Genomic DNA, 18521 nt, shown 5'->3' with positions numbered 1-18521 from the left:
GCCGCCGTGGCCGGCGAACGGATCTGTGTTCGAGTTGAGGGCATCCTGCCGCAAAGTGTTTAAGAGCCGTTAAAGCGTGCGTACGCGGGGGTTGCCCCAGCTCGTCGCGGGCAGCAGCACCAGGTCGTGCAGCGCCCAGACGAGCGCATCCACCCGGTCGGGCGAGCCCTTGCCCTCGTAGCCCTTCAGCGTCATCTGCAGCATCTGGGCTTCCAGCCGTTCCAGCCCCGGCGCATGACGCACCCGCCCCTGCTCGTAGAGCGCCGCCACCGGCTCGGCCCGCGCCGCCTTCCCGCGCGAGGCGCGCACGCCGCGATAGGGGATGTTGGGCGCCACCTGGCGCAGCACGCTCTCCACCATGTCGCCGCCCTGGTTCACCTCCGCCACCACGCGGTCCGCACCGTGGGCCTCGGCCATCTCCGCCACCACGCCGGCCCAGACGGCGGGGCTCGCGCCCTTCACGCTGGCATCCTTCAGAACGGTGGCCTGCCACTCCTGCGGCGGCCCCTGCATGCAGACCCCGGCCACGATGATCCCGCATTCGTCCGAGCTGGCCGTGCCCGTCACCGGTGGATCCACCGCGATGACCACCCGGTCCGGCGCCTGCCTGCGTGCCCGCCGAGCGGCTTCCAGCGTGGCCTCCGTCCAGAGCGCGCCGTCCCTGTCCTCCAGCAACACGCCGTCCAGCTCCTGCCGCGCCAGCCGCGTCCCCGCGTAACGCGCCCGAACCTCCTGCAGGAAGCTGTCGGCCAGGAAGGCGCGGTTGGCCTCCGTGGGCGCATGGGTCATCACCGTGGAAGGGTTGTCGAGAATGGCGCGCAGCACCGGCACGTTCTTGGGCGTCGTCGTCACGCATTGGCGCGGCGCGCGCCCCAGCCGCAGGGCGAACTGGAGCATGTCCCAGGTTTCCTGCGCCTTCTTCCACTTCGCCAGTTCGTCCGACCACGCCGCGTCGAACTGCGGCCCGCGCAGGGAATCCGGCTCATGGGCCGAGAAGACCTGCGCCACCGCCCCGTTGGGCCAGACGAGCCGCTTGCGCGTGGCCTCCCAGGTGGGGCGGCGGTCGGGGGGCGAACAGGCGAGGATGCCGCTGTCGCCGAAGATCATCACCTCGCGCACCTGCTCCACCGTCTCGCCCACGAGCGCCACCCGGCGGGAGCGGCCCGGATCCAACGGGCGCGCGCCTTCAACCTCGCTGCGCACCCATTCCGCGCCGGCGCGGGTCTTGCCAGCCCCGCGCCCGCCCATGATCACCCAGGTGCGCCAGTCGCCCTCGGGCGGCAACTGGTGCTCGTAGGCCCAGAACTCGAACAGGTAGGGCAGCGCCAGCAGGGCACCCTCGCTCAACCCGTCAAGGAAGTCCGTCTGCGTTTCGCGCGGCTCTGAGGCAATCCAGGCGGCGCCCGATCTCATCGCGCGCCGCGTCGAAATCGATGGCGTAGTCATGGACGATCCCTGCATCTTTTCGGCGGAGTTTTTCAACGTTTTCCCTTTCCCTGAAAGCGATCTGCAATGCGGCGCCCGCGTCGCGGACGACCTTCGTCGTCTCCGCCAAGTCCTTGAACTCGCCGGCTTCAAGCTGATTGGTGAGCAGCCGAACCGTGCGGATCAGCCGTTCCAGATGTTCGTTGGCCGCGGCCAGAATCTCGTCCTGCGCCGATCGACCCCCGAAAGGTGTGATGAGTGACATGCCCTGTGTAACTGCCCCCTTGGCTGCTGCGGACCGCCGGGCAAACGAAAAACGGCACCCGGTTTCCCGGATGCCATCCACGCCTGTTCCAGCGTGCCAAAAGGTATACCCCAGAGCGCGCGCTGGGTCAAATTTTACGCCTTAACAAAGGCTTACTGGTTCGCGCGCTCCGCCTCTATCTTGCGCCACTCCGCGACGTTGCGATTGTGCTCCTCCAATGTGCGCGCAAAGGCGTGCCCGCCCGTGCCATCGGCCACGAAGAACAGCAGATCGGTCTCCTCCGGGTTCACCGCCGCCTCGATGGAGGCGCGGCCCGGATTGGCGATCGGCGTCGGCGGCAGCCCTTCGATCACGTAGGTGTTGTAGGGCGTGGCGCGCCGCAGCTCGCTCTGGCGCAGCCCACGGCCCAGCGTGCCCTGGCCGTTGGTGATGCCGTAGATCACCGTCGGGTCCGTCTGCAGCCGCATACCCTGCCGCAGCCGGTTGGTGAAGACGCTGGCCACCTGCCCGCGCTCCTCGGGAACGCCGGTCTCCTTTTCGATGATCGAGGCCAGGATCAGGGCTTCCTCCGGCGTTTCGATCGGCAAACCGGTGGCGCGGTTGGCCCAGGCCTCCGCGAGGATCTCGGCCTGCTTCTCCTGCATCCGCGCGATCAGCACGTTGCGGTCGGTGCCCGGCCGCACCTCGTAGCTGTCGGGCGCCAGCATCCCTTCCGGGGGCAGCTCCGCCACCTCGCCTTCGAGGAAATCCACCGCGTTCAGCGCATCCACCACCTGCCAGCTGGTGACACCCTCGGCCATGGCGATGCGGTAGCGCACGTCGCCGTCCGAGCGTGCCTCCGAATAGGCCTCCGGGATCTCTTCGGCCTTGGGATCGAAGGCCGTGGTCATCTGGTAGGCGTTGGTGGCCGGATCGAGTTCGCGCAGCTGGATCTGGTTGCTCACCACCCCGATCCGGTAGACGACTTCCGTGCCGCAGGTGGATTGGCCGCCGCGGGTCACGATGTCCACGATCTCTTCCATCGAGGCGCCTTCGGGCACCAGGAAAGAGCCCGCCTTGAGCGCCTGCGTCTTGTCCTCGTAATCCGCGCCGACGCGGAAGATCAGCCCGTTGCTGATCGCGCCCTCCGCTTCAAGAGTGTCTGATACCCGGCTGAAATTGCTTCCGGATTCAACGCGCAGGCAGATGGCCTCGGCCAGCGGGCCCGGCCCCCGGTACTGGCTGTGCGCCCAGCCGAGAACCCCGGCCAGGCCGATGCCGGCCACGATTCCCAGCGTCAGCGCGTTGGACGCAATGCTGCGCCACATCAGTCAGCCACCTTCCCCAGGACGAGCGAGGCGTTTGTGCCGCCGAAGCCGAAGGAGTTGGACAGGGCCACGTCGATCTTGCGCTTGACCGCGGCCTTCGGCGCGAGGTCCAGCCTGGCCTCCACATCCGGGTTGTCGAGGTTCAGCGTCGGCGGCGCGATCTGGTCGCGCAGCGCCAGGATGCAGAAGATCGCTTCCACGGCGCCGGCGGCCCCCAGCAGGTGGCCGATGGCGGATTTGGTGGAGGACATCGTGGCCGAGGCCGCCGCCTCGCCCATCAGCCGCTCCACCGCACCAAGCTCGATGGTGTCGGCCATGGTCGAGGTGCCGTGGGCGTTGATGTAGTCGATGTCGGCCGGCGAAAGCCCGGCGCGCTCGATGGCGGCCTTCATGGAGCGGTAGCCGCCGTCGCCATCCTCGGCCGGGGCAGTGATGTGGTAAGCGTCGCCCGACAGCCCATAGCCCAGCACTTCGGCGTAGATCTTCGCGCCGCGCGCCTTGGCGTGCTCGTATTCCTCCAGCACCACGACGCCGGCGCCCTCGCCCATCACGAAACCGTCGCGGTCCGCGTCATAGGGGCGGCTGGCAGCCTTGGGATCGTCGGCGCGCTTGGTGGAGAGCGCCTTGCAGGCGTTGAAGCCGGCGATCCCGATCTCGGAGATCGGGCTTTCGGCGCCGCCGGCCACCATCACGTCCGCATCGCCCAGCATGATCAGCCGTGCGGCGTCGCCGATGGCATGGGCGCCCGTGGAGCAGGCCGTGACCGGCGCGTGGTTGGGGCCCTTGAAGCCGTATCTGATCGAAACCTGCCCCGAGGCGAGGTTGATGAGGGCGGAGGGAATGAAGAAGGGCGACACCCGGCGCGGGCCTTTCTCGGCCAGCAGAACGGCGGTATCGGCGATGGCGGAGAGCCCGCCGATGCCCGAACCGATCATCACGCCGGTGCGCAGCCGGTCTTCCTCGTCCTCGGGCGTCCAGCCGGCATCCTGCACCGCCTGCGCGGCCGCCGCCATGGCATAGAGGATAAAATCATCGACCTTGCGGCGTTCCTTCGGCTCCATCCAGTCGTCCGGGTTGAACGTGCCGTCGCTGCCGTCCCCCACGGGGATCTCGCAGGCGTATTTCGTCACCACGCGCTCCGGATCGAAACGGGTGATCGGCCCGGCGCCGGATTCCCCGGCGATCAGGCGGCTCCAGGTTTCTTCCACACCGCAGGCCAGCGGGGTGACCATTCCAAGGCCGGTTACAACCACTCGACGCATTATTCGTGCCCCTTATCTTCCTTTTCGAAGTCGGCCACTGATACCCCGCCCGCCCCAAGCTCGGCAAGGGCAAGCGCATGGGTCGGCGGGAAAATCCCCTTCGGCGGCGCATGGGGCGGAGGGTTTCCGCCGCCGCGCCGGACCGGAGCCCGCGGAGCGGCCGGCAGCGCCCCCGTTGCGCATCCCGGGGGCACGGAATCAAAAACGGCGCCCGTGGGCGCCGCATTCGATGGTTTCTCTTGAGGCCGGGCTCAGGAGGCTTCGGTGATGAACTTCACCGCGTCGCCGAAGGACTGGATCGTCTCGGCGGCGTCGTCCGGGATCTCGATGCCGAACTCTTCTTCGAAAGCCATGACCAGCTCAACGGTGTCAAGGCTGTCGGCGCCGAGGTCGTCGATGAAGGACGCGCCCTCAACAACCTTGTCTTCTTCCACACCCAGGTGCTCGACGACGATCTTCTTCACGCGATCTGCGATGTCGCTCATGTTTCATCCTCATTTTAACGTTTCGGGAGCGTTCCCGTCGGTTTCTTGCTATGCCCCGCGCGGGGCGCTCCTCCCTCCGCCGAAGCGAAGGGCAACCGGCGCCTCGTGACGTCCGGTCAAATCTGAGGGGCCTATAGCACAACATTCCGGGTAGGCAAATGCTTTCACCTCGGATGCGCAAAGGCCGGCTGGCGGCGGGATCGCCCCCGCCACCGATCCCCATATGGGGTGCCGGGGCCGATTTTGTAAGCCCGGGCAGACGATCCTACAGCATCGCCATGCCGCCGTTCACGTGCAGGGTGCTGCCCGTGACGTATCCGGCTTCGGGGCTGGCGAGATAGAGCACCGCCGCGGCGATCTCTTCCGGCTCGCCCATGCGCCCGGCGGGCACCTGGCCGAGAATGCCGGCCTTCTGATCCTCCGTCAGCTTGTCCGTCATCGCCGTGGAGATGAAGCCCGGCGCCACCGCGTTGACGGTGATGCCGCGGTTGGCCACCTCGTAGGCGATGGATTTGGACATGCCGATCATCCCGGCCTTCGACGCCGCGTAGTTGGCCTGCCCCGGATTGCCGGTGGCGCCCACGATGGAGGAGATGTTGATGATGCGGCCCCAGCGGGCCTTCATCATGCCGCGCATCACGCCGCGGCACAGGCGCATGGTGGAGGTGAGGTTGATGTCCAGCACCCGCTCCCACTCCTCGTCCTTCATCCGCATGAAGATGTTGTCGGCGGTGATGCCGGCGTTGTTCACCAGGATATCGACGCTGCCCATCGCCTCGGCGGCCTGTTTCGGCAGCGCGTTCACGGCCTCCGCATCCGCGAGGTTGCAGGGCAGCACATGGGCGCGGCTACCCAGTTCGGCGGCCAGCGCCTCCAGAGGCTCCACGCGGGTGCCCGAAAGCGCCACGGTGGCGCCGGCGCCGTGCAGCGCCTTGGCGATGGCCCCGCCGATGCCCCCGGAGGCGCCGGTGATCAGGGCATTTTTCCCAGTCAGATCAAACATTTCTAAAACCTTCCTCAAGCTTCCTTGGCGGCCAGAACATCGTCCGGCGTGCCCACGGCGCGGGTGGCGATCGCGCGGTCGATGCGGCGAATCATGCCCGACAGCGCCTTGCCCGCGCCGATTTCCCAGATCTCGGTGACGCCCTGCGCGCCCATGTAGGCCACGCTCTCGCGCCAGCGCACGGAGCCCGTAACCTGCTCCACCAGCAGGTCGCGGATCACGGCCGGATCCTCCACGGCGGCAGCGCGCACGTTGGCCACCAGCGGCACCTTCGGCGCCGCGATCTCGACGGCGGCCAGCGCTTCGGCCATGACCTCGGCGGCCGGCTGCATCAACGCGCAGTGGAACGGAGCGGAGACCGGCAGCAGCACCGCGCGCTTGGCGCCCTTGCCCTTGGCGATCTCGACGGCGCGTTCCACCGCCTCCTTGTGGCCCGAGACCACCACCTGGCCGGGATCGTTGTCATTGGCGGCCTGGCAGACCTGCCCCTGCGCCGCTTCGGCGGCCACCTCGGACGCCGTGTCGAAATCCAGCCCCAGCAGGGCGGCCATGGCGCCGACGCCCACCGGCACGGCGGCCTGCATCGCCTGCCCACGCGTGCGCAGCAGGCGGGCGGTGTCGGCCACGCTCAGCGCCCCGGCGGCGGCCAGCGCGGAATATTCCCCAAGGCTGTGGCCGGCCACGAAAGCCGCGCTCTCGACGCCGATTCCCTCGGCCTCCAGCGCGCGCAGCGCGGCGATGGAGGTGGCCATCAGCGCCGGCTGGGCGTTCTGCGTGAGCGTGAGCTCGGCGATGTCGCCCTCCCAGATCAGGGTGGAGAGCTTCTCGCCCAGGGCGTCATCCACCTCGTCGAAAACGGCCCGCGCCGCCGGATAGGCCTCGGCAAGCGCCTTGCCCATGCCGATGGTCTGCGCGCCCTGCCCCGGAAATACGAATGCTCGGCTCATGTCCCCTCCGAATGTTCGTTCTTTTTGTTTCTTTCCAGCCGCTGATAGCGCGCGGCTTGCCCCAAGGCAAACAAACTCCGCCACCGGCCCGAACCACGCCCCCGCCACCACCGCCTTTCGCTCTGCCGCACAGAAGATCTGCACCAAGGCGCATTCCGGTCCGCCGCCTGGCGCACTACCTTGCAGCCGAAAGCCCGCCCAAAGGCGGAGCGAACGCGCAAACCGAGGACACCATGCCCACCACGAACACGGCAGACAGCTACGGAAGCATCTCCAAGGCCTTCCACTGGATCACCGCCCTGCTGATCCTCACCGCCTTTCCGATCGGCCAGATCGCCAACGGCCTTCCTTTCGACACCGGCGAGCAGCTGGCGCGCAAGGCGTGGCTGTTCTCGCTGCACAAGACGCTCGGCGTGACGGTCTTCTTCGTGGCGCTCGCCCGCCTGGCCTGGACGGCCACCCAGCGCCGCCCCCTGCCGCTGCACCCGGAGAAACGCGCCGAGACCTTCCTCGCCGAAGCCGTCCACGTGCTGCTCTACCTCTCGCTCGTCTTCGTGCCGCTCTCCGGCTGGCTGCACCACGCCGCCACCGAGGGATTCGCGCCGATCTGGTGGCCCTTCGGCCAGTCCCTTCCCTTCGTGCCGAAGAACGAGGCGCTGGCCCACCTGTTCTCCGGATGGCACGAGGTGCTCACCAAGGTGCTGCTGCTGGCCTTCCTGCTGCACCTCGCCGGCGCACTCAAACATGCGGTGATCGACAAGGACGACACCCTGCGCCGCATGAGCCCGGGCGCCGCCCCGCGCGGCCCTGCGCCTGCCGCCGGCCGCCATTCGCGCGCCCCGGCGCTCGCCGCCGTCGCCGCCTATGCCGCCGCCCTGCTGGCCGCAAGCGCGCTGTCCTGGCCGCAGGCCGGCCCGCAGGCGGCTCCCGCCCCGGCCGCGCAGACCTCCGCCCGGCCGGCGGGCAACTGGCAGGTGGAAAGCGGCACGCTGGCGCTCACCGTCACCCAGTTCGGCAAGCCGGTGAAAGGGGCCTTCAGCGACTGGTCGGCCACCATCGACTTCGACGAAACGGTGCAGGACGGGCTCGCCGGCAGCGTCGAGGTGTCGGTGCGGATCCCGAGCCTCACGCTGGGCGGGGTGACGGAGCAGGCCATGGGTCCGGATTTCTTCGATGCCGAGCGCTTCCCCACGGCCCTCTATTCCGCCGACATCCTCGCGCTCGGTGACGGCCAATATGACGCCGTGGGCACCCTTGCCCTGCGCGGCGTGGAAGCCCCGCTGGATCTGCCCTTCACCCTGCGCGTCGAAGAGGGGCGCGCGGAGATGGAAGCCACCGTGCGCACCGACAGGCGCGATTTCGGGATCGGTGCGAACCTGCCCGACGAGCAGACCCTCGCCTTCGGCGTGGAGATCAAGGTGGATCTCGTGGCCAGGAAGGCGCCGTAGCCGGCCCGCCGCCAGATCAGCATGCAGAACGAAAGAGGCCGCCCGATCGGGCGGCCTCCGGTCTTTCAAGCCGTGGCGAGCCTCAGGAGCCTTCGCCCTCGGCCACGCCGGCCTCGATGGAGATGGTGATCTGCACCTCGTCGCTCACCATCGGCGCGAAGGCGCCGAGGTTGAAATCGCTGCGCAGCAGGGTGGTGGTGGCGTTGAAACCGGCCCAGGTCTGGTTCGTCATCGGGTTCACGCCCTCGCCGTTCAGCACAGCATCCAGCACCACGGGCTTGGTCACGCCGTTGAGCGTCAGATCGCCGGTGATGTTGGCGGTGGTCTCGCCCGTCACCTCGATTCCGGTGGAGACGAAGGTCACCAGCTCGGAGTCGTCGGCATCGAAGAAATCGGCCGACATGAAATGCTGGAAGCGGCCTTCCCAGCCGGTGAGCATCGTCTTCACCGGGAAGGAGACGGACACGGAGGAGTTGGCCGGATCTTCGCGGTCGAAGGAGATCTCGCCCTCGAAGCCCGAGAACATGCCGTAGGTGGTGGAGAAGCCGAAGTGATCGTAGCTGAACAGGATCTGGCTGTGGCTCGGGTCCAGTTCGTAGCTCACCGGTTCGGCCAGCGCGGAACCGGCGGAGAGGGCGATGAGGGCCGAGGTGGCCAGGGCGATGCGTTTCATGGGTGCTCCTTGCAAGCAAAAGAAAAGACACGACAAAAATCGTGCCTTTCCCGCTGTTCTCAAGTCTTCACCCGCTCACAGGGCCTGTTCCATTTTGAACAGAAATCCCGCGTTCGGGGCCTCACATCACCCGGCTGGGCGATTGCACCTTGAAGCGGCGCGGCTTCTTGCCGGCGGCGGCGGCCGGCGAGATGGCCGAGGCCGGCTTGGAGACGCCGAGGATGTCCTTCGCGAGGCGGTCGCGCAGGGCCACCAGCTTGCTTTCGTCGGCCACGGCGATGGAGATCACCTGCGAGGTGTTGCGGTAGCGCAGCAGCAGCCGCGAGGGGCCGCCCTCGTAGGAGGGGCGCTCGATGAAGACGCTGCCGATGTCCTCGAAGGCGTAGCGGCGCAGCATGAAGGCGTTGCCGCGCGAATTGCGCAGCGCTTCGCGGATCTCGCTGCGGGCGCGGTCGATGTGCACTTCGCGGCGGGTTTCCTGGCTGGCGAACCACAGGAACAGCAGCCCCGAGATGCAGAGCGAGGAGGAAGACAGGAACTTCATCACCGCCACGTCGCTCGTCAGAAGCGAGCCCGGCAGCAGCCAGAAGCCGAGCGCCGTGAACACGAGCACCAGCCCCACGAAGCCACAGGTGCCGCGCAGGATGTTGTTGAAGGAATGCGTGCCCGAATAGGAGCGCACGATGCAGCCCCAGTAGGTGTCGTCCACGCGCACCCAGGGCTTTTTCATTAGTTCCGCCTCGTCGACGAAGATGTTTTCGTTTTCAGCAACCATGACCACTGTCCAGTTCTGCGAAAGACGCAATTTCACGTTTCATTGACCTTACGTTGCCCATCGAAACGGGCGAAAAAGGGGCGCGCGCGGTTCTTCTTCGGGACGCCCCGGCACGCCGCCGCCCCATTTCCGGCCGGTGCCGGGGCGCCCGCCGGGGCCTGGAGGGGGCCTGAACGCGGCGAAATTCAGCGCCCGGGCGCCGGGCCGGCGGCGCGCTTTCTCGGAGCCGCCAGCCCCCTGCTGCGCGCCGGGGCGCGCGCCCTTGCAGAAAAGGCGCAAGCGGCGGATTTGCGGCTTGCATCACGGGGTGGTGGGTGTATAAGGCTGCGTCCTTTCCGCATTCATCGGATACGGCGCTACCTCTCGTGGGCGGGTCGCGGAAGGGTGTCAGGCCCAACACAGCCCTATGAAGTGCGCCCTCAAATGACTGGAGTTCACATGCCCCTCTATGAGCATGTTTTCATTGCGCGCCAGGATCTTTCGAACGCGCAAGCCGAAGGCCTTGTCGAGCACTTTGGCACCGTCCTCGCAGACAACGGCGGCAAGGTCGTCGAGAGCGAGTACTGGGGTGTCAAAACGATGGCCTACAAGATCAACAAGAACCGCAAAGGCCACTACGCCTTCCTGAAAACCGATGCCCCGGCACCGGCCGTTCAGGAAATGGAACGCCTGATGCGCCTGCATGACGACGTGATGCGCGTCCTGACCATCAAGGTCGACGAGCACGCCGAAGGCCCCTCCGTCCAGATGCAGAAACGTGACGAACGCGACGGCCGTCGCGAGCGCCGCTGATCTGAAGGCTTAGGAAAGGATCCCAGAAATGGCCAACAAACCCTTCTTCCGTCGTCGCAAGGTCTGCCCGTTCTCCGGTGAGAACGCGCCCAAGATCGACTACAAGGACACCCGCCTTCTGCAGCGCTACATCTCCGAGCGTGGCAAGATCGTGCCGTCCCGCATCACCGCCGTTTCCGCCAAGAAACAGCGTGAGCTGGCCCGCGCCATCAAGCGCGCCCGCTTCCTGGCCCTGCTGCCCTACGCCGTGAAATAAGGAGAAACTCAGATGCAAGTTATCCTTCTTGAGCGCGTGGCCAAGCTTGGCCAGATGGGTGATGTCGTCGACGTGAAAGCCGGCTACGCCCGCAACTACCTGCTGCCGCAAGGCAAGGCCCTCACCGCTTCCGAGGCGAACATCGCCCAGTTCGAAGCGCAGAAGGCCCAGCTGGAAGCCCGCAACCTGGAAACCAAGAAAGAGGCCGAAGCCCTCGCCGAGAAGCTGGCTGGCCAGCAGTTCGTCGTGATCCGCTCCGCCTCCGACGCCGGCGCCCTCTACGGCTCCGTCACCCCGCGTGACGTCGCCGAAGTGGCCACCGCCGAAGGGTTCTCCCTGGAGCGCAAGCAGGTCGTCCTCGCCTCCCCGATCAAGGAACTGGGCGTGCACACCGTGTCCGTCGTCCTGCACCCGGAAGTGAGCGTGGAGATCGAGCTGAACGTGGCCCGCTCCCCCGAGGAAGCCGAGCTGCAAGCCTCCGGCAAATCCATCCAGGAGCTCGCCGCCGAAGCTGAAGCCGAAGCGGAGTTCGAGATCGCCGAACTCTTCGAAGACATCGGCGCCGCGGCTTCCGACGACGATCTCGCCCCGGCCGCCGAAGCCGCCGCGGAAGAGACCGCCGAGGAAGACAACGCCTGAGGCGTCGCCCCTCGCTGAAACAAGAGCAGCCGCCCCTCGGGGCGGCTGTTTTCGTTCCGGGCGCCTGACTCCGGGCGCCGGACGGATCGGGAAGATCGGCCGCGCCGCGCTCCCCTTCCCTCAGATCGCCTGGAGGAACAGGATCGGCAGGCCGACCATGGCCGCGGTGATGATGGTGATGGACAATCCAAGACCTTTGAACATGCGTGTCTCTCCCTTTGGTTCGCGCTGTCACCGGGGCACCTAGGGCGATCGCCCCGCCCGGCCAGCGCCCGGCTGCCCCTTGAGTGCAAAGGCCGCAACCCGCCCCCAGGTTCCCAAAAGAAAAGGCCGCCCGAAGGCGGCCTTTGTCGTCCTTGCCCGATGGGCGGAAGGATCATTCGTCGTCCAGAGCTTCCACGGCCTTCTGGAGATCGTCCTTGGAGACCTCCTTCTCTTCCACCTTGGCCTGCTCGAAGATGTAGTCCACGACCTTGTCCTCGAAGATCGGCGCGCGCAGCTGCTGCTGCATCTGCTGGTTCTGCTGCACGAATTCGAAGAAGGCGCGCTCCTGGCCCGGGTATTGGCGGGCCTGGTTCAGGATGGCCTGGGTCATCTCGGAATCGGTGACCTGCACTTCGGCCTTCTGGCCCAGTTCGGCCAGCAGCAGGCCGAGGCGCACGCGGCGGGACGCCAGCTTGATGTGCTCTTCGGTCGGCTCGATTTCCGGGTGGTCGTGGCCCTGCACGTCCGGGTTTTCCTCGTGCCACAGCTGGTGGGCGATCTGCTTGGCCTCGGCGTCCAGCAGGCTCGGCGGCAGTTCGAAGGACACCTTGGCGTCCAGAGCGTCCAGCAGGGCGCGTTTCATCACCGCGCGGGAGGCGCCGGCGTATTCGGCTTCCAGGCGCTCGGCGATCTGGGCTTTCAGCGCGGCAAGGTCCTCGGCGCCGAACTGCTTGGCCAGATCGTCGTTGATCTCGGCGGCAACCGGCTTCTTCACGGCCTTGATCGTGCACTCGAACACGGCGTCCTTGCCGGCGAGGTGCTCGGCCTGGTAGTCGGCCGGGAAGGAGACCTTCACCTCGACTTCATCGCCTTTCTTGGCGCCCACGAGCTGATCTTCGAAGCCCGGAATGAAGGAGTTGGAGCCCAGCACCAGCGGGTAGTCCTCGGCGGAGCCGCCTTCGAACGCCTCGCCATCGACCTTGCCGACGAAATCGATCGTCACCTGGTCGCCGTCCTGGGCTTTCGCGTTGGACTTGCGGTCTTCCCAGTTCTGCGCGGTCTCGGCGAGGTTCTTCAGCGCCTCGTCGATGGCTTCGTCATCGGCCTTCACGACCATCTTCTCGAGGGTGATGTCGTCGAAGGAGACTTCCGGGATCTCCGGCAGTTTCTCGTAGGACATCTCGACGGCCACGTCGTCGCCCTCTTTCCATGCCTCGTTGGTCATCTTGACCTCGGGCTGGAGCGCCGGGCGGTCGCCGGTTTCCTCGAAGTGCTTGTTCATCGCGCCGTCGATGGTTTCCTGCAGCGCTTCACCCAGAACGCGCGGGCCGAACTGCTTCTTCAGCAGCGCCATCGGCACCTTGCCCTTGCGGAAGCCCTTCATCTCGATCTCCGGGCGGGCTTCAGCCAGCTTCTCGTTGACCTTCGCGTCCAGCTCGTCGGCGCCGATGGTGATGGCGTAGGCGCGTTTCAGGCCTTCATTCAGGGTCTCGGTGACCTGCATTTCGTCGTCCTCGTCTTGGCCGGGCCGCGAAGGAATTGCGGCGGGGCTCCTTTAAAATCAGAGGCCCTTCTATTGCCGCTGTTGCCGGCGCGCAAGGGAAAAGGCGCCCCCGCGCCGCAGCTAGGCGGCTTGCGGCGCCGGGCCCGCCGCGACGGCGGCTCGATGGCCTGCACGCCCCGCCCCGCGGGCGCGCTTCTCGGCGGCGATCTCTCGGGCGTGAATCCCCAGGATCATCAGCCCGGGCCAGATCAGGTAGGCCTCGATCTCGATGTTCTCCCCCATCGACAGCAGCACGCAGACGAGCACGATGCCCAGCGGCAGCCGCCCGCGCGCGCCCCGCGCGGCATCGACGATGGCCAGCGAGGCACTCCACAGAAGCGGGATCAGGAAGGCGAAGACCCCGGTGATGCCCTTCACGAACAGCAACCCATACCACGTGTGATGGCTGCCGATGGGCATGTATTCCACGATGTGGCTGCCCGGCGCGACGCGGCCGTGGCCGAACCACACCGCCTCCTCGCGCCAGCGTTCCTCGGCGATGCGCTGCAGCGTGGCGCGCACGCGGGTGCTGTCGGCGCGGGCGTTCTTGAACTTGTAGATGACGTTGCGGATGGCGGTGGCGATGCCGTCGGAGAACATCGAGGCCACCACGGTGAGCCCGGCCAGCGCCATCCAGGCCCAGCTGCGCGCAACCAGCGGCAGCAGGCGCGGCGGCAGGGTGCAGCCCACCAGTCCCACGAGCCCCATGCGCGAGCGCGAGGCCAGCACCATCAGCACGCCCGCGGCAAGGCCAGCCGCCTGCCAGCGGCGATCCTTCTCTTCCAGCGCGAAGAGGATCATGATCACGCCCAGAAGGGCGGCGAAGGGCGACCACGGCGCGTAGAACTGCCAGCGCGGCTGCCAGCTGGCCGGGTCAAACGTGAAAAAGTAGACGCTGAAATACTCAGGCCCCGGCCCGCCCACCGCCTTGAGCGGCGAGGTGAAGATGCGTTCGGGCAGCCCGATGTAGGGCGCGACGAAGAGGATCGGCACCAGGCAGAGCGTCCACAGCCCCACCACGCATTGCGCCCGCACCAGCGCCTCGCGGCGGATCGGAAGCACCGCGCCGGCGAGCGGAAACAGCGCCATCAGCGCCCAGCCCTTGGCCCAGCCGATGGAGGATTTGATCGTCTGCTTCAGCCCGAAGCCGAAGTTCACATGGCCCACCCAGAGGATCACCAGCATGGCGAGCATCCCGAGGATCCAGGCCCAGACGACCGGCGGGATCGGGCTAGCGCGCAGATCGCTGCGCATCGCCGGGCCGAGGTAGAGCGCGATCGCCGCCAGGCCGCCCAGCAGCCAGGCCAGCACCGGCCCCACGAGGTAGAGCGCGCCCAGCCCGTAGAAGGGCCAGGTCCAGGCCAGCGTGCGGTAGACCATGCGCTCGGCCGGGTTGGCCGGGGCAAAGGTTGAGAACCCCATCATGCGCTTGCACCTTCGGCCGGCGTGGCCACGGCGGCGGTGTTGCCCGGCGTCGTGAGCCAGCGGATGATCCCACGGCGCACCCAGCCAAGGCCCAGCGCGATCAGGATCATGGTGGTGGCGGCGCCGCCGGCGGCGATCGCGAGCTTCTTGCGCGGCGAAGAGGGCTCTTCGGGCAGCGTCGGGTTCTCCAGCACCTGTACCAGCGGATAGGAGGCGAAGATATCGACCTTGGAGGACTGCGCCCGCGCGATGGCGGAGGCGAAGACGGCCTCGGCGACCTGGAAATCGCGCTGCGTGTCCTTCAGACGGGCGGCGGCCGGCGCCGCCTTCTCAAGCCGGATGCGTTCCGCCTCGTAGCGCGCGGCGAGCACCTCATACTGGGCCGCGAGACCCGCCCGCTCGGCCTCGCCCCGCAGCAGATCGCTCATCAGCGCGGTGCGGTCGCCCTCCTGCGAGAGGTTCAGGCGGCGGGCCTGCGCGGGCGAAAGCCCGGTGATGGCGACGGCCTTGGTCAGCGCGGCCTCGGCGGCCTGCTCGTAGGTGCTGGTGGCGGCGATCATCTTGGGGTGGCGCGCGCCGTAGGTGGAGGCGGCCTCGGCGCGCAGGGCGGCCTTCTCGGAGGCGTCCTTCTTGAGCGCCATGTATTCCTCGTCGGCGGCCAGGTCCAGCGCGCGGGCCGCCTGCGCGGCGCTCATGCCGAGCGCCTTTTCCAGCGCCGCCACGTAGGCTGTGCGATCCTGAAGCCGGGCCTGAAGGGCGGCAAGCTCGGCGCGGCGCTTGTCGTTCTCCACCACCTGGGCGGCGAACTGGTCGTCCGAGAGAAAGCCGGTCTCGCCTTGCAGCCGGGTGACGGATTCGCGCGTGGCGGTGACGGAGCTGCGGTATTCCTCGATGGCGGCCACGGCGCTCTGCTCGCGCACTTCAAGATCATCGCTGCGCAGGCGGTCCAGTTCGGCGAAGAAGGTGGCCAGCAGGGCTTCGGCCTGCGCGCGGGCTTCCTCGGGCGAGGCGCCCTTGATCTCGATGTTGATGAGGCCGGTCTGATCCACCAGTTCCACCCGCGGGCGCGCAAAGGCCGGGAAGGGAATGCCCAGACGCTCGGCGGCGTCGGCGCGGATGCGGTCGGCCGAGAGCAGCCGCTTGTAGGTCTCCGTGGGGCTGACGGAGTTGTTGGCGAAGGCCGAGGACGCATAGGAGGAGGCCTGCCCGATGCTGTCGAGGTTGACGGAGGCCGACACCCCGGCGCCGGGCAGGATCAGGCTGGCCTGGGAGGTATAGGTGGGCGGCACGCTCTTGAGGTAGCCGATGATCGGCACCCAGACTCCGCCGGCGAACAGCGCGAAGACGACGAGGTAGCGCGTGTAGCGCCAGAACAGGCTGCGCCTGCGCGATCTGGCCGGAGGGACGGGGGTGGCGTCTTCTGCGGCGGGGATCCGGGCTTTCATCATCGGGGCACTGGCTTTCTGGCTTCGGGATGGCCCCGTTCTGCCAGTTCAGACGGCGCGGCGCGTGATCCCGGGCGGAGGCCCGGCGAGGCATTGGCCTAGGCGGCCTATCCGGTTGGGTAATGAAAAACTATTCGACCCGTTCTCCAAAAAGCGGGAAGCGCTCGCCCGGGTGGGCGCGTGCCAGTTTCTGGCGAAACAGGCAAAAAAGTGTCAGAAAGCCCCCGCGTCCCGCGCCACCAGCGCGGCCTGCGTGCGGTTGGCGACGTTCAGCTTCTTGTAAAGAGTCTTGACGTGAAGCTTCACGGTGGGCTCGGAGAGATCCAGGTCCCGCGCGATCTCCTTGTTGGATTTGCCCTCGGTCAGCCCGCGCAGCACTTGCGTTTCGCGCTCGGTGAGCTTCTTGAGCAGGGCGTTGTCGTTTTCTTCCGGGGCAGCCGTCATGAAATCGAGCGGCGCGTATTTCTCGCCCATGGCCATGAACTTGATCGCGTTCACCAGCGATTTGGCCGGCAGAGTCTTGGGGATGAAGCCCATGGCCCCCTGCTCCATCGCGGCTTCGGCCACGCTGCGATCGGCCTCGCCGGAGATCAGCGCCACGCGGTGCACGCCGTTCATGGCGAGAACCTTCTTGAGCCCCTCCAGCCCGTTCATGCCGGGCATGTTGTAGTCGAGAAGCACCAGATCATAGGTGTAATCCCCGTCGATCAGCTTGCAGGCGCCTTCGAGATCAGCGGCGGTGTGGGTTTCGAGCCCATCTTCGTTCTGCATGAATGCGACAAGCGCGTCGCGCAGGAGATCGTGATCGTCTGCAATAAGGATTCGCAAGGCTCTGCCCATTGTTTTCGCGGTTGAAACTCTTGGCGGAGTTTAGCCCGTTTCTGCCGGAGAAACAGGAAAATTCCGTTAACGGGCGTCGCTTTCCTATCCGATCGGATGGGCGTGCTTGACCAATGGGGAAAGCAACGATCCGCCCGGAAGCCCCGGCCAGCCGCATTGGCGCGCCGATGTCCGCCCGATAGGCCGCGGCGCGGGGCGCGGGCTGGCAGAAAGGGTGCAACGAAACGGAGTTCACCCCATGGAAATGCGTCACGAGTATCTTGTTCCCCATGCAGACACGCCGCTCCCCCAGCGGCCGGAGGTGGAGATCCTTGGCACCACGCTTGCCAATGTCACCGCTCCCCAGGCGATCGAAGCGATCTTCGCGCCCGGCCGGCGGCGTGTCTGCTTCCTGAATGCCCATTGCGCCAACACCGCCGCGCGGAACGGCGCCTACGCAAAGGCGCTTTCGCGGGCGGATCTGGTGCTGGCCGACGGCATCGGCGTTGAGATCGCCGCCCGCATGAAGGGCGCGCGCATCGCCGAGAACCTGAACGGCACCGATCTGACACCGCGCATCATGCGCGAGGCCGCGGCAAGGGGCATGAGCGTCTTTCTCTTCGGCGGCAGGCCCGGCACCGCCGAACGCGCGGCAGAGGCCATCGCCGCCGCCGTGCCCGGCCTGCGCATCGCCGGCACCCGCGACGGCTACGGCGGCGCGCAAGACGCCACCGGCGCCATCGCCGCGATCAACGACAGCGGGGCCGACATCGTGCTCGTCGCCATGGGTGTGCCACGGCAGGAGCTGTGGATGGATCGCTTCGCCCCGCTGCTGAACGCACGGATCACCATCGGCGTGGGCGCGCTCTTCGATTTCTGGGCAGGCAACGTGCGCCGGGCTCCGCGCCCGGTGCGCGCCGCCCGCATGGAATGGGCCTGGCGGCTGGCGATGGAGCCGCGCCGCATGGCGAAGCGCTACCTGGTCGGCAACGCCACCTTCCTGGCCCGCGCCGCCGGAGCGGCCCTGAAGGCGCGCGCCGCGCGCGTCTCGCCCAAGCGCCTGCTCGACATCGCCGTCAGCCTCGGCGCGCTGGCCATCCTGGTGCCGATCTTCATTCCGCTGATGATCGCCATCCGGCTCGAGAGCCGCGGCCCCGCCATGTTCCGCCAGACGCGCGTGGGCAAGGACGGCGAGACCTTCACCCTCTACAAGCTGCGCTCGATGTATGTCGATGCCGAGGAGCGCCGCGCCGCCCTGCTGGCCACCTCGGACCGCGAAGGCATCTGCTTCAAGAGCAAGAGCGATCCGCGCGTCACCCGCATCGGCCGCTTCATCCGCCGCTACTCGCTGGACGAGCTGCCCCAGATCCTGAACGTGCTGAAGGGCGACATGTCCATCGTTGGCCCCCGCCCCGCCCTTCAGGAGGAAGTCGCCGCCTACCCGCCCGAGGCGCTGGAGCGGCTGCGCGTGAAGCCGGGACTCACCGGGCTCTGGCAGGTCTCCGGCCGGGCCGACATCGGCTTCGAGCGCATGGTGGACATGGACGTGGCCTACGTGCGCTCCCAGAGCCTGCTGCTGGATCTGCTGCTGATCGGTCTCACCTTCCGCACCGTGATTTCCGGGCGCGGCGCCTACTGAGCGCGCCGCCTGCCGGATCCGCAAAGCGGCAGTGCCATCCCCTAGGTCGTGAACTCATAAACGGGATTCCGTTTTTGGCGGTGTGATGATTCACTTTCGGAAACGGAGGTGAGCATGACGGGCAGACACGATGTGAGCGATGCGGAATGGGCGGTGATCTCGCCGCTGT

18 protein-coding genes are annotated in these 18521 nt (G+C 67.3%); 5 read left to right on the top strand and 13 right to left on the bottom strand.

All coding sequences use genetic code 11. The annotated features are described in order from the left end of the window. Window positions 1-69 precede the first annotated feature (69 nt). The 7 genes from PSA7680_RS04010 to fabD all read right to left on the bottom strand — a co-directional run bounded on the left by PSA7680_RS04010 (window position 70) and on the right by fabD (window position 6694). Window positions 70-1413 (bottom strand): DNA-packaging protein, encoded by a 1344-nt coding sequence (locus PSA7680_RS04010; protein ID WP_085867373.1) that lies wholly within the window; start codon window positions 1411-1413, stop codon window positions 70-72. Further along, on the bottom strand, window positions 1352-1690 hold the full coding sequence (locus PSA7680_RS04005) for a hypothetical protein (protein WP_139838550.1): 339 nt from the start codon (window positions 1688-1690) through the stop codon (window positions 1352-1354). The genes PSA7680_RS04010 and PSA7680_RS04005 overlap by 62 nt, the downstream gene beginning before the upstream one ends. 152 nt (window positions 1691-1842) lie before the next feature. Continuing rightward, complete coding sequence (gene mltG, locus PSA7680_RS04000; protein WP_085867372.1) at window positions 1843-2997, bottom strand: endolytic transglycosylase MltG; 1155 nt, start codon at window positions 2995-2997, stop codon at window positions 1843-1845. After that, window positions 2997-4259, bottom strand: a complete 1263-nt coding sequence (fabF, locus tag PSA7680_RS03995; protein WP_085867371.1) for a beta-ketoacyl-ACP synthase II — start codon at window positions 4257-4259, stop codon at window positions 2997-2999. The genes mltG and fabF overlap by 1 nt, the downstream gene beginning before the upstream one ends. 251 nt (window positions 4260-4510) lie before the next feature. Further along, complete coding sequence (locus PSA7680_RS03990) at window positions 4511-4744, bottom strand: acyl carrier protein (protein WP_085867370.1); 234 nt, start codon at window positions 4742-4744, stop codon at window positions 4511-4513. Between the two features lie 265 nt (window positions 4745-5009). Further along, on the bottom strand, window positions 5010-5747 hold the full coding sequence (gene fabG, locus PSA7680_RS03985; RefSeq protein WP_085867369.1) for a 3-oxoacyl-[acyl-carrier-protein] reductase: 738 nt from the start codon (window positions 5745-5747) through the stop codon (window positions 5010-5012). 14 nt (window positions 5748-5761) lie between these two features. Continuing rightward, a complete protein-coding gene (gene fabD / locus PSA7680_RS03980; RefSeq protein ID WP_085867368.1) occupies window positions 5762-6694 on the bottom strand; it encodes an ACP S-malonyltransferase in 933 nt (310 codons plus the stop codon). A gap of 233 nt (window positions 6695-6927) precedes the next feature. Between fabD and PSA7680_RS03975 the strand changes: the two genes are divergently transcribed. Continuing rightward, on the top strand, window positions 6928-8142 hold the full coding sequence (locus PSA7680_RS03975; RefSeq protein WP_085867367.1) for a cytochrome b/b6 domain-containing protein: 1215 nt from the start codon (window positions 6928-6930) through the stop codon (window positions 8140-8142). Between the two features lie 82 nt (window positions 8143-8224). Here the strand turns inward: PSA7680_RS03975 and PSA7680_RS03970 are convergent, their stop codons facing one another. Next, complete coding sequence (locus PSA7680_RS03970) at window positions 8225-8815, bottom strand: YceI family protein (RefSeq protein WP_085867366.1); 591 nt, start codon at window positions 8813-8815, stop codon at window positions 8225-8227. Window positions 8816-8936: 121 nt separating this feature from the next. Next, a complete protein-coding gene (locus tag PSA7680_RS03965; RefSeq protein ID WP_139838549.1) occupies window positions 8937-9626 on the bottom strand; it encodes a hypothetical protein in 690 nt (229 codons plus the stop codon). A 402-nt stretch (window positions 9627-10028) separates the two neighbouring features. Between PSA7680_RS03965 and rpsF the strand changes: the two genes are divergently transcribed. The 3 genes from rpsF to rplI are packed head-to-tail and all read left to right on the top strand — an operon-like array spanning window position 10029 to window position 11277. Then, window positions 10029-10382: a 30S ribosomal protein S6 gene (rpsF, locus tag PSA7680_RS03960; protein ID WP_085867364.1), complete on the top strand. Its 354-nt coding sequence runs from the start codon at window positions 10029-10031 to the stop codon at window positions 10380-10382. A 28-nt stretch (window positions 10383-10410) separates the two neighbouring features. Further along, the gene (gene rpsR, locus PSA7680_RS03955) at window positions 10411-10638 is read left to right on the top strand and encodes a 30S ribosomal protein S18 (protein ID WP_085867363.1); all 228 of its coding nucleotides are present in this window, start codon (window positions 10411-10413) and stop codon (window positions 10636-10638) included. Window positions 10639-10650: 12 nt separating this feature from the next. Beyond that, window positions 10651-11277 carry a 50S ribosomal protein L9 gene (rplI, locus tag PSA7680_RS03950; RefSeq protein ID WP_085867362.1) on the top strand — a complete coding sequence of 209 codons (627 nt, stop codon included), beginning with the start codon at window positions 10651-10653 and terminating at the stop codon, window positions 11275-11277. A gap of 376 nt (window positions 11278-11653) precedes the next feature. Here the strand turns inward: rplI and tig are convergent, their stop codons facing one another. From tig to PSA7680_RS03930, 4 genes are all read right to left on the bottom strand, one after another. After that, window positions 11654-12985: a trigger factor gene (tig, locus tag PSA7680_RS03945; RefSeq protein ID WP_085867361.1), complete on the bottom strand. Its 1332-nt coding sequence runs from the start codon at window positions 12983-12985 to the stop codon at window positions 11654-11656. Between the two features lie 120 nt (window positions 12986-13105). Further along, on the bottom strand, window positions 13106-14449 hold the full coding sequence (locus tag PSA7680_RS03940; protein WP_245824435.1) for an O-antigen ligase domain-containing protein: 1344 nt from the start codon (window positions 14447-14449) through the stop codon (window positions 13106-13108). Beyond that, entirely contained in the window at window positions 14446-15897 is a 1452-nt protein-coding gene (locus PSA7680_RS03935) for a GumC domain-containing protein (protein WP_085867360.1), read from the bottom strand. Before PSA7680_RS03935 ends, PSA7680_RS03940 begins: the two co-directional genes overlap by 4 nt. A 210-nt stretch (window positions 15898-16107) precedes the next feature. Beyond that, entirely contained in the window at window positions 16108-16722 is a 615-nt protein-coding gene (locus tag PSA7680_RS03930; RefSeq protein ID WP_085867359.1) for a response regulator transcription factor, read from the bottom strand. A gap of 250 nt (window positions 16723-16972) precedes the next feature. Between PSA7680_RS03930 and PSA7680_RS03925 the strand changes: the two genes are divergently transcribed. Further along, complete coding sequence (locus PSA7680_RS03925; protein ID WP_139838547.1) at window positions 16973-18352, top strand: WecB/TagA/CpsF family glycosyltransferase; 1380 nt, start codon at window positions 16973-16975, stop codon at window positions 18350-18352. The last annotated feature ends 169 nt before the right edge of the window (window positions 18353-18521 follow it).

This window comes from Pseudoruegeria aquimaris (assembly GCF_900172235.1).
GTDB classification, from domain to species: Bacteria; Pseudomonadota; Alphaproteobacteria; order Rhodobacterales; family Rhodobacteraceae; genus Pseudoruegeria; species Pseudoruegeria aquimaris.
Note: the sequence above shows the minus strand (reverse complement) of the source record. Positions and strands in the feature narration are given on the sequence as shown.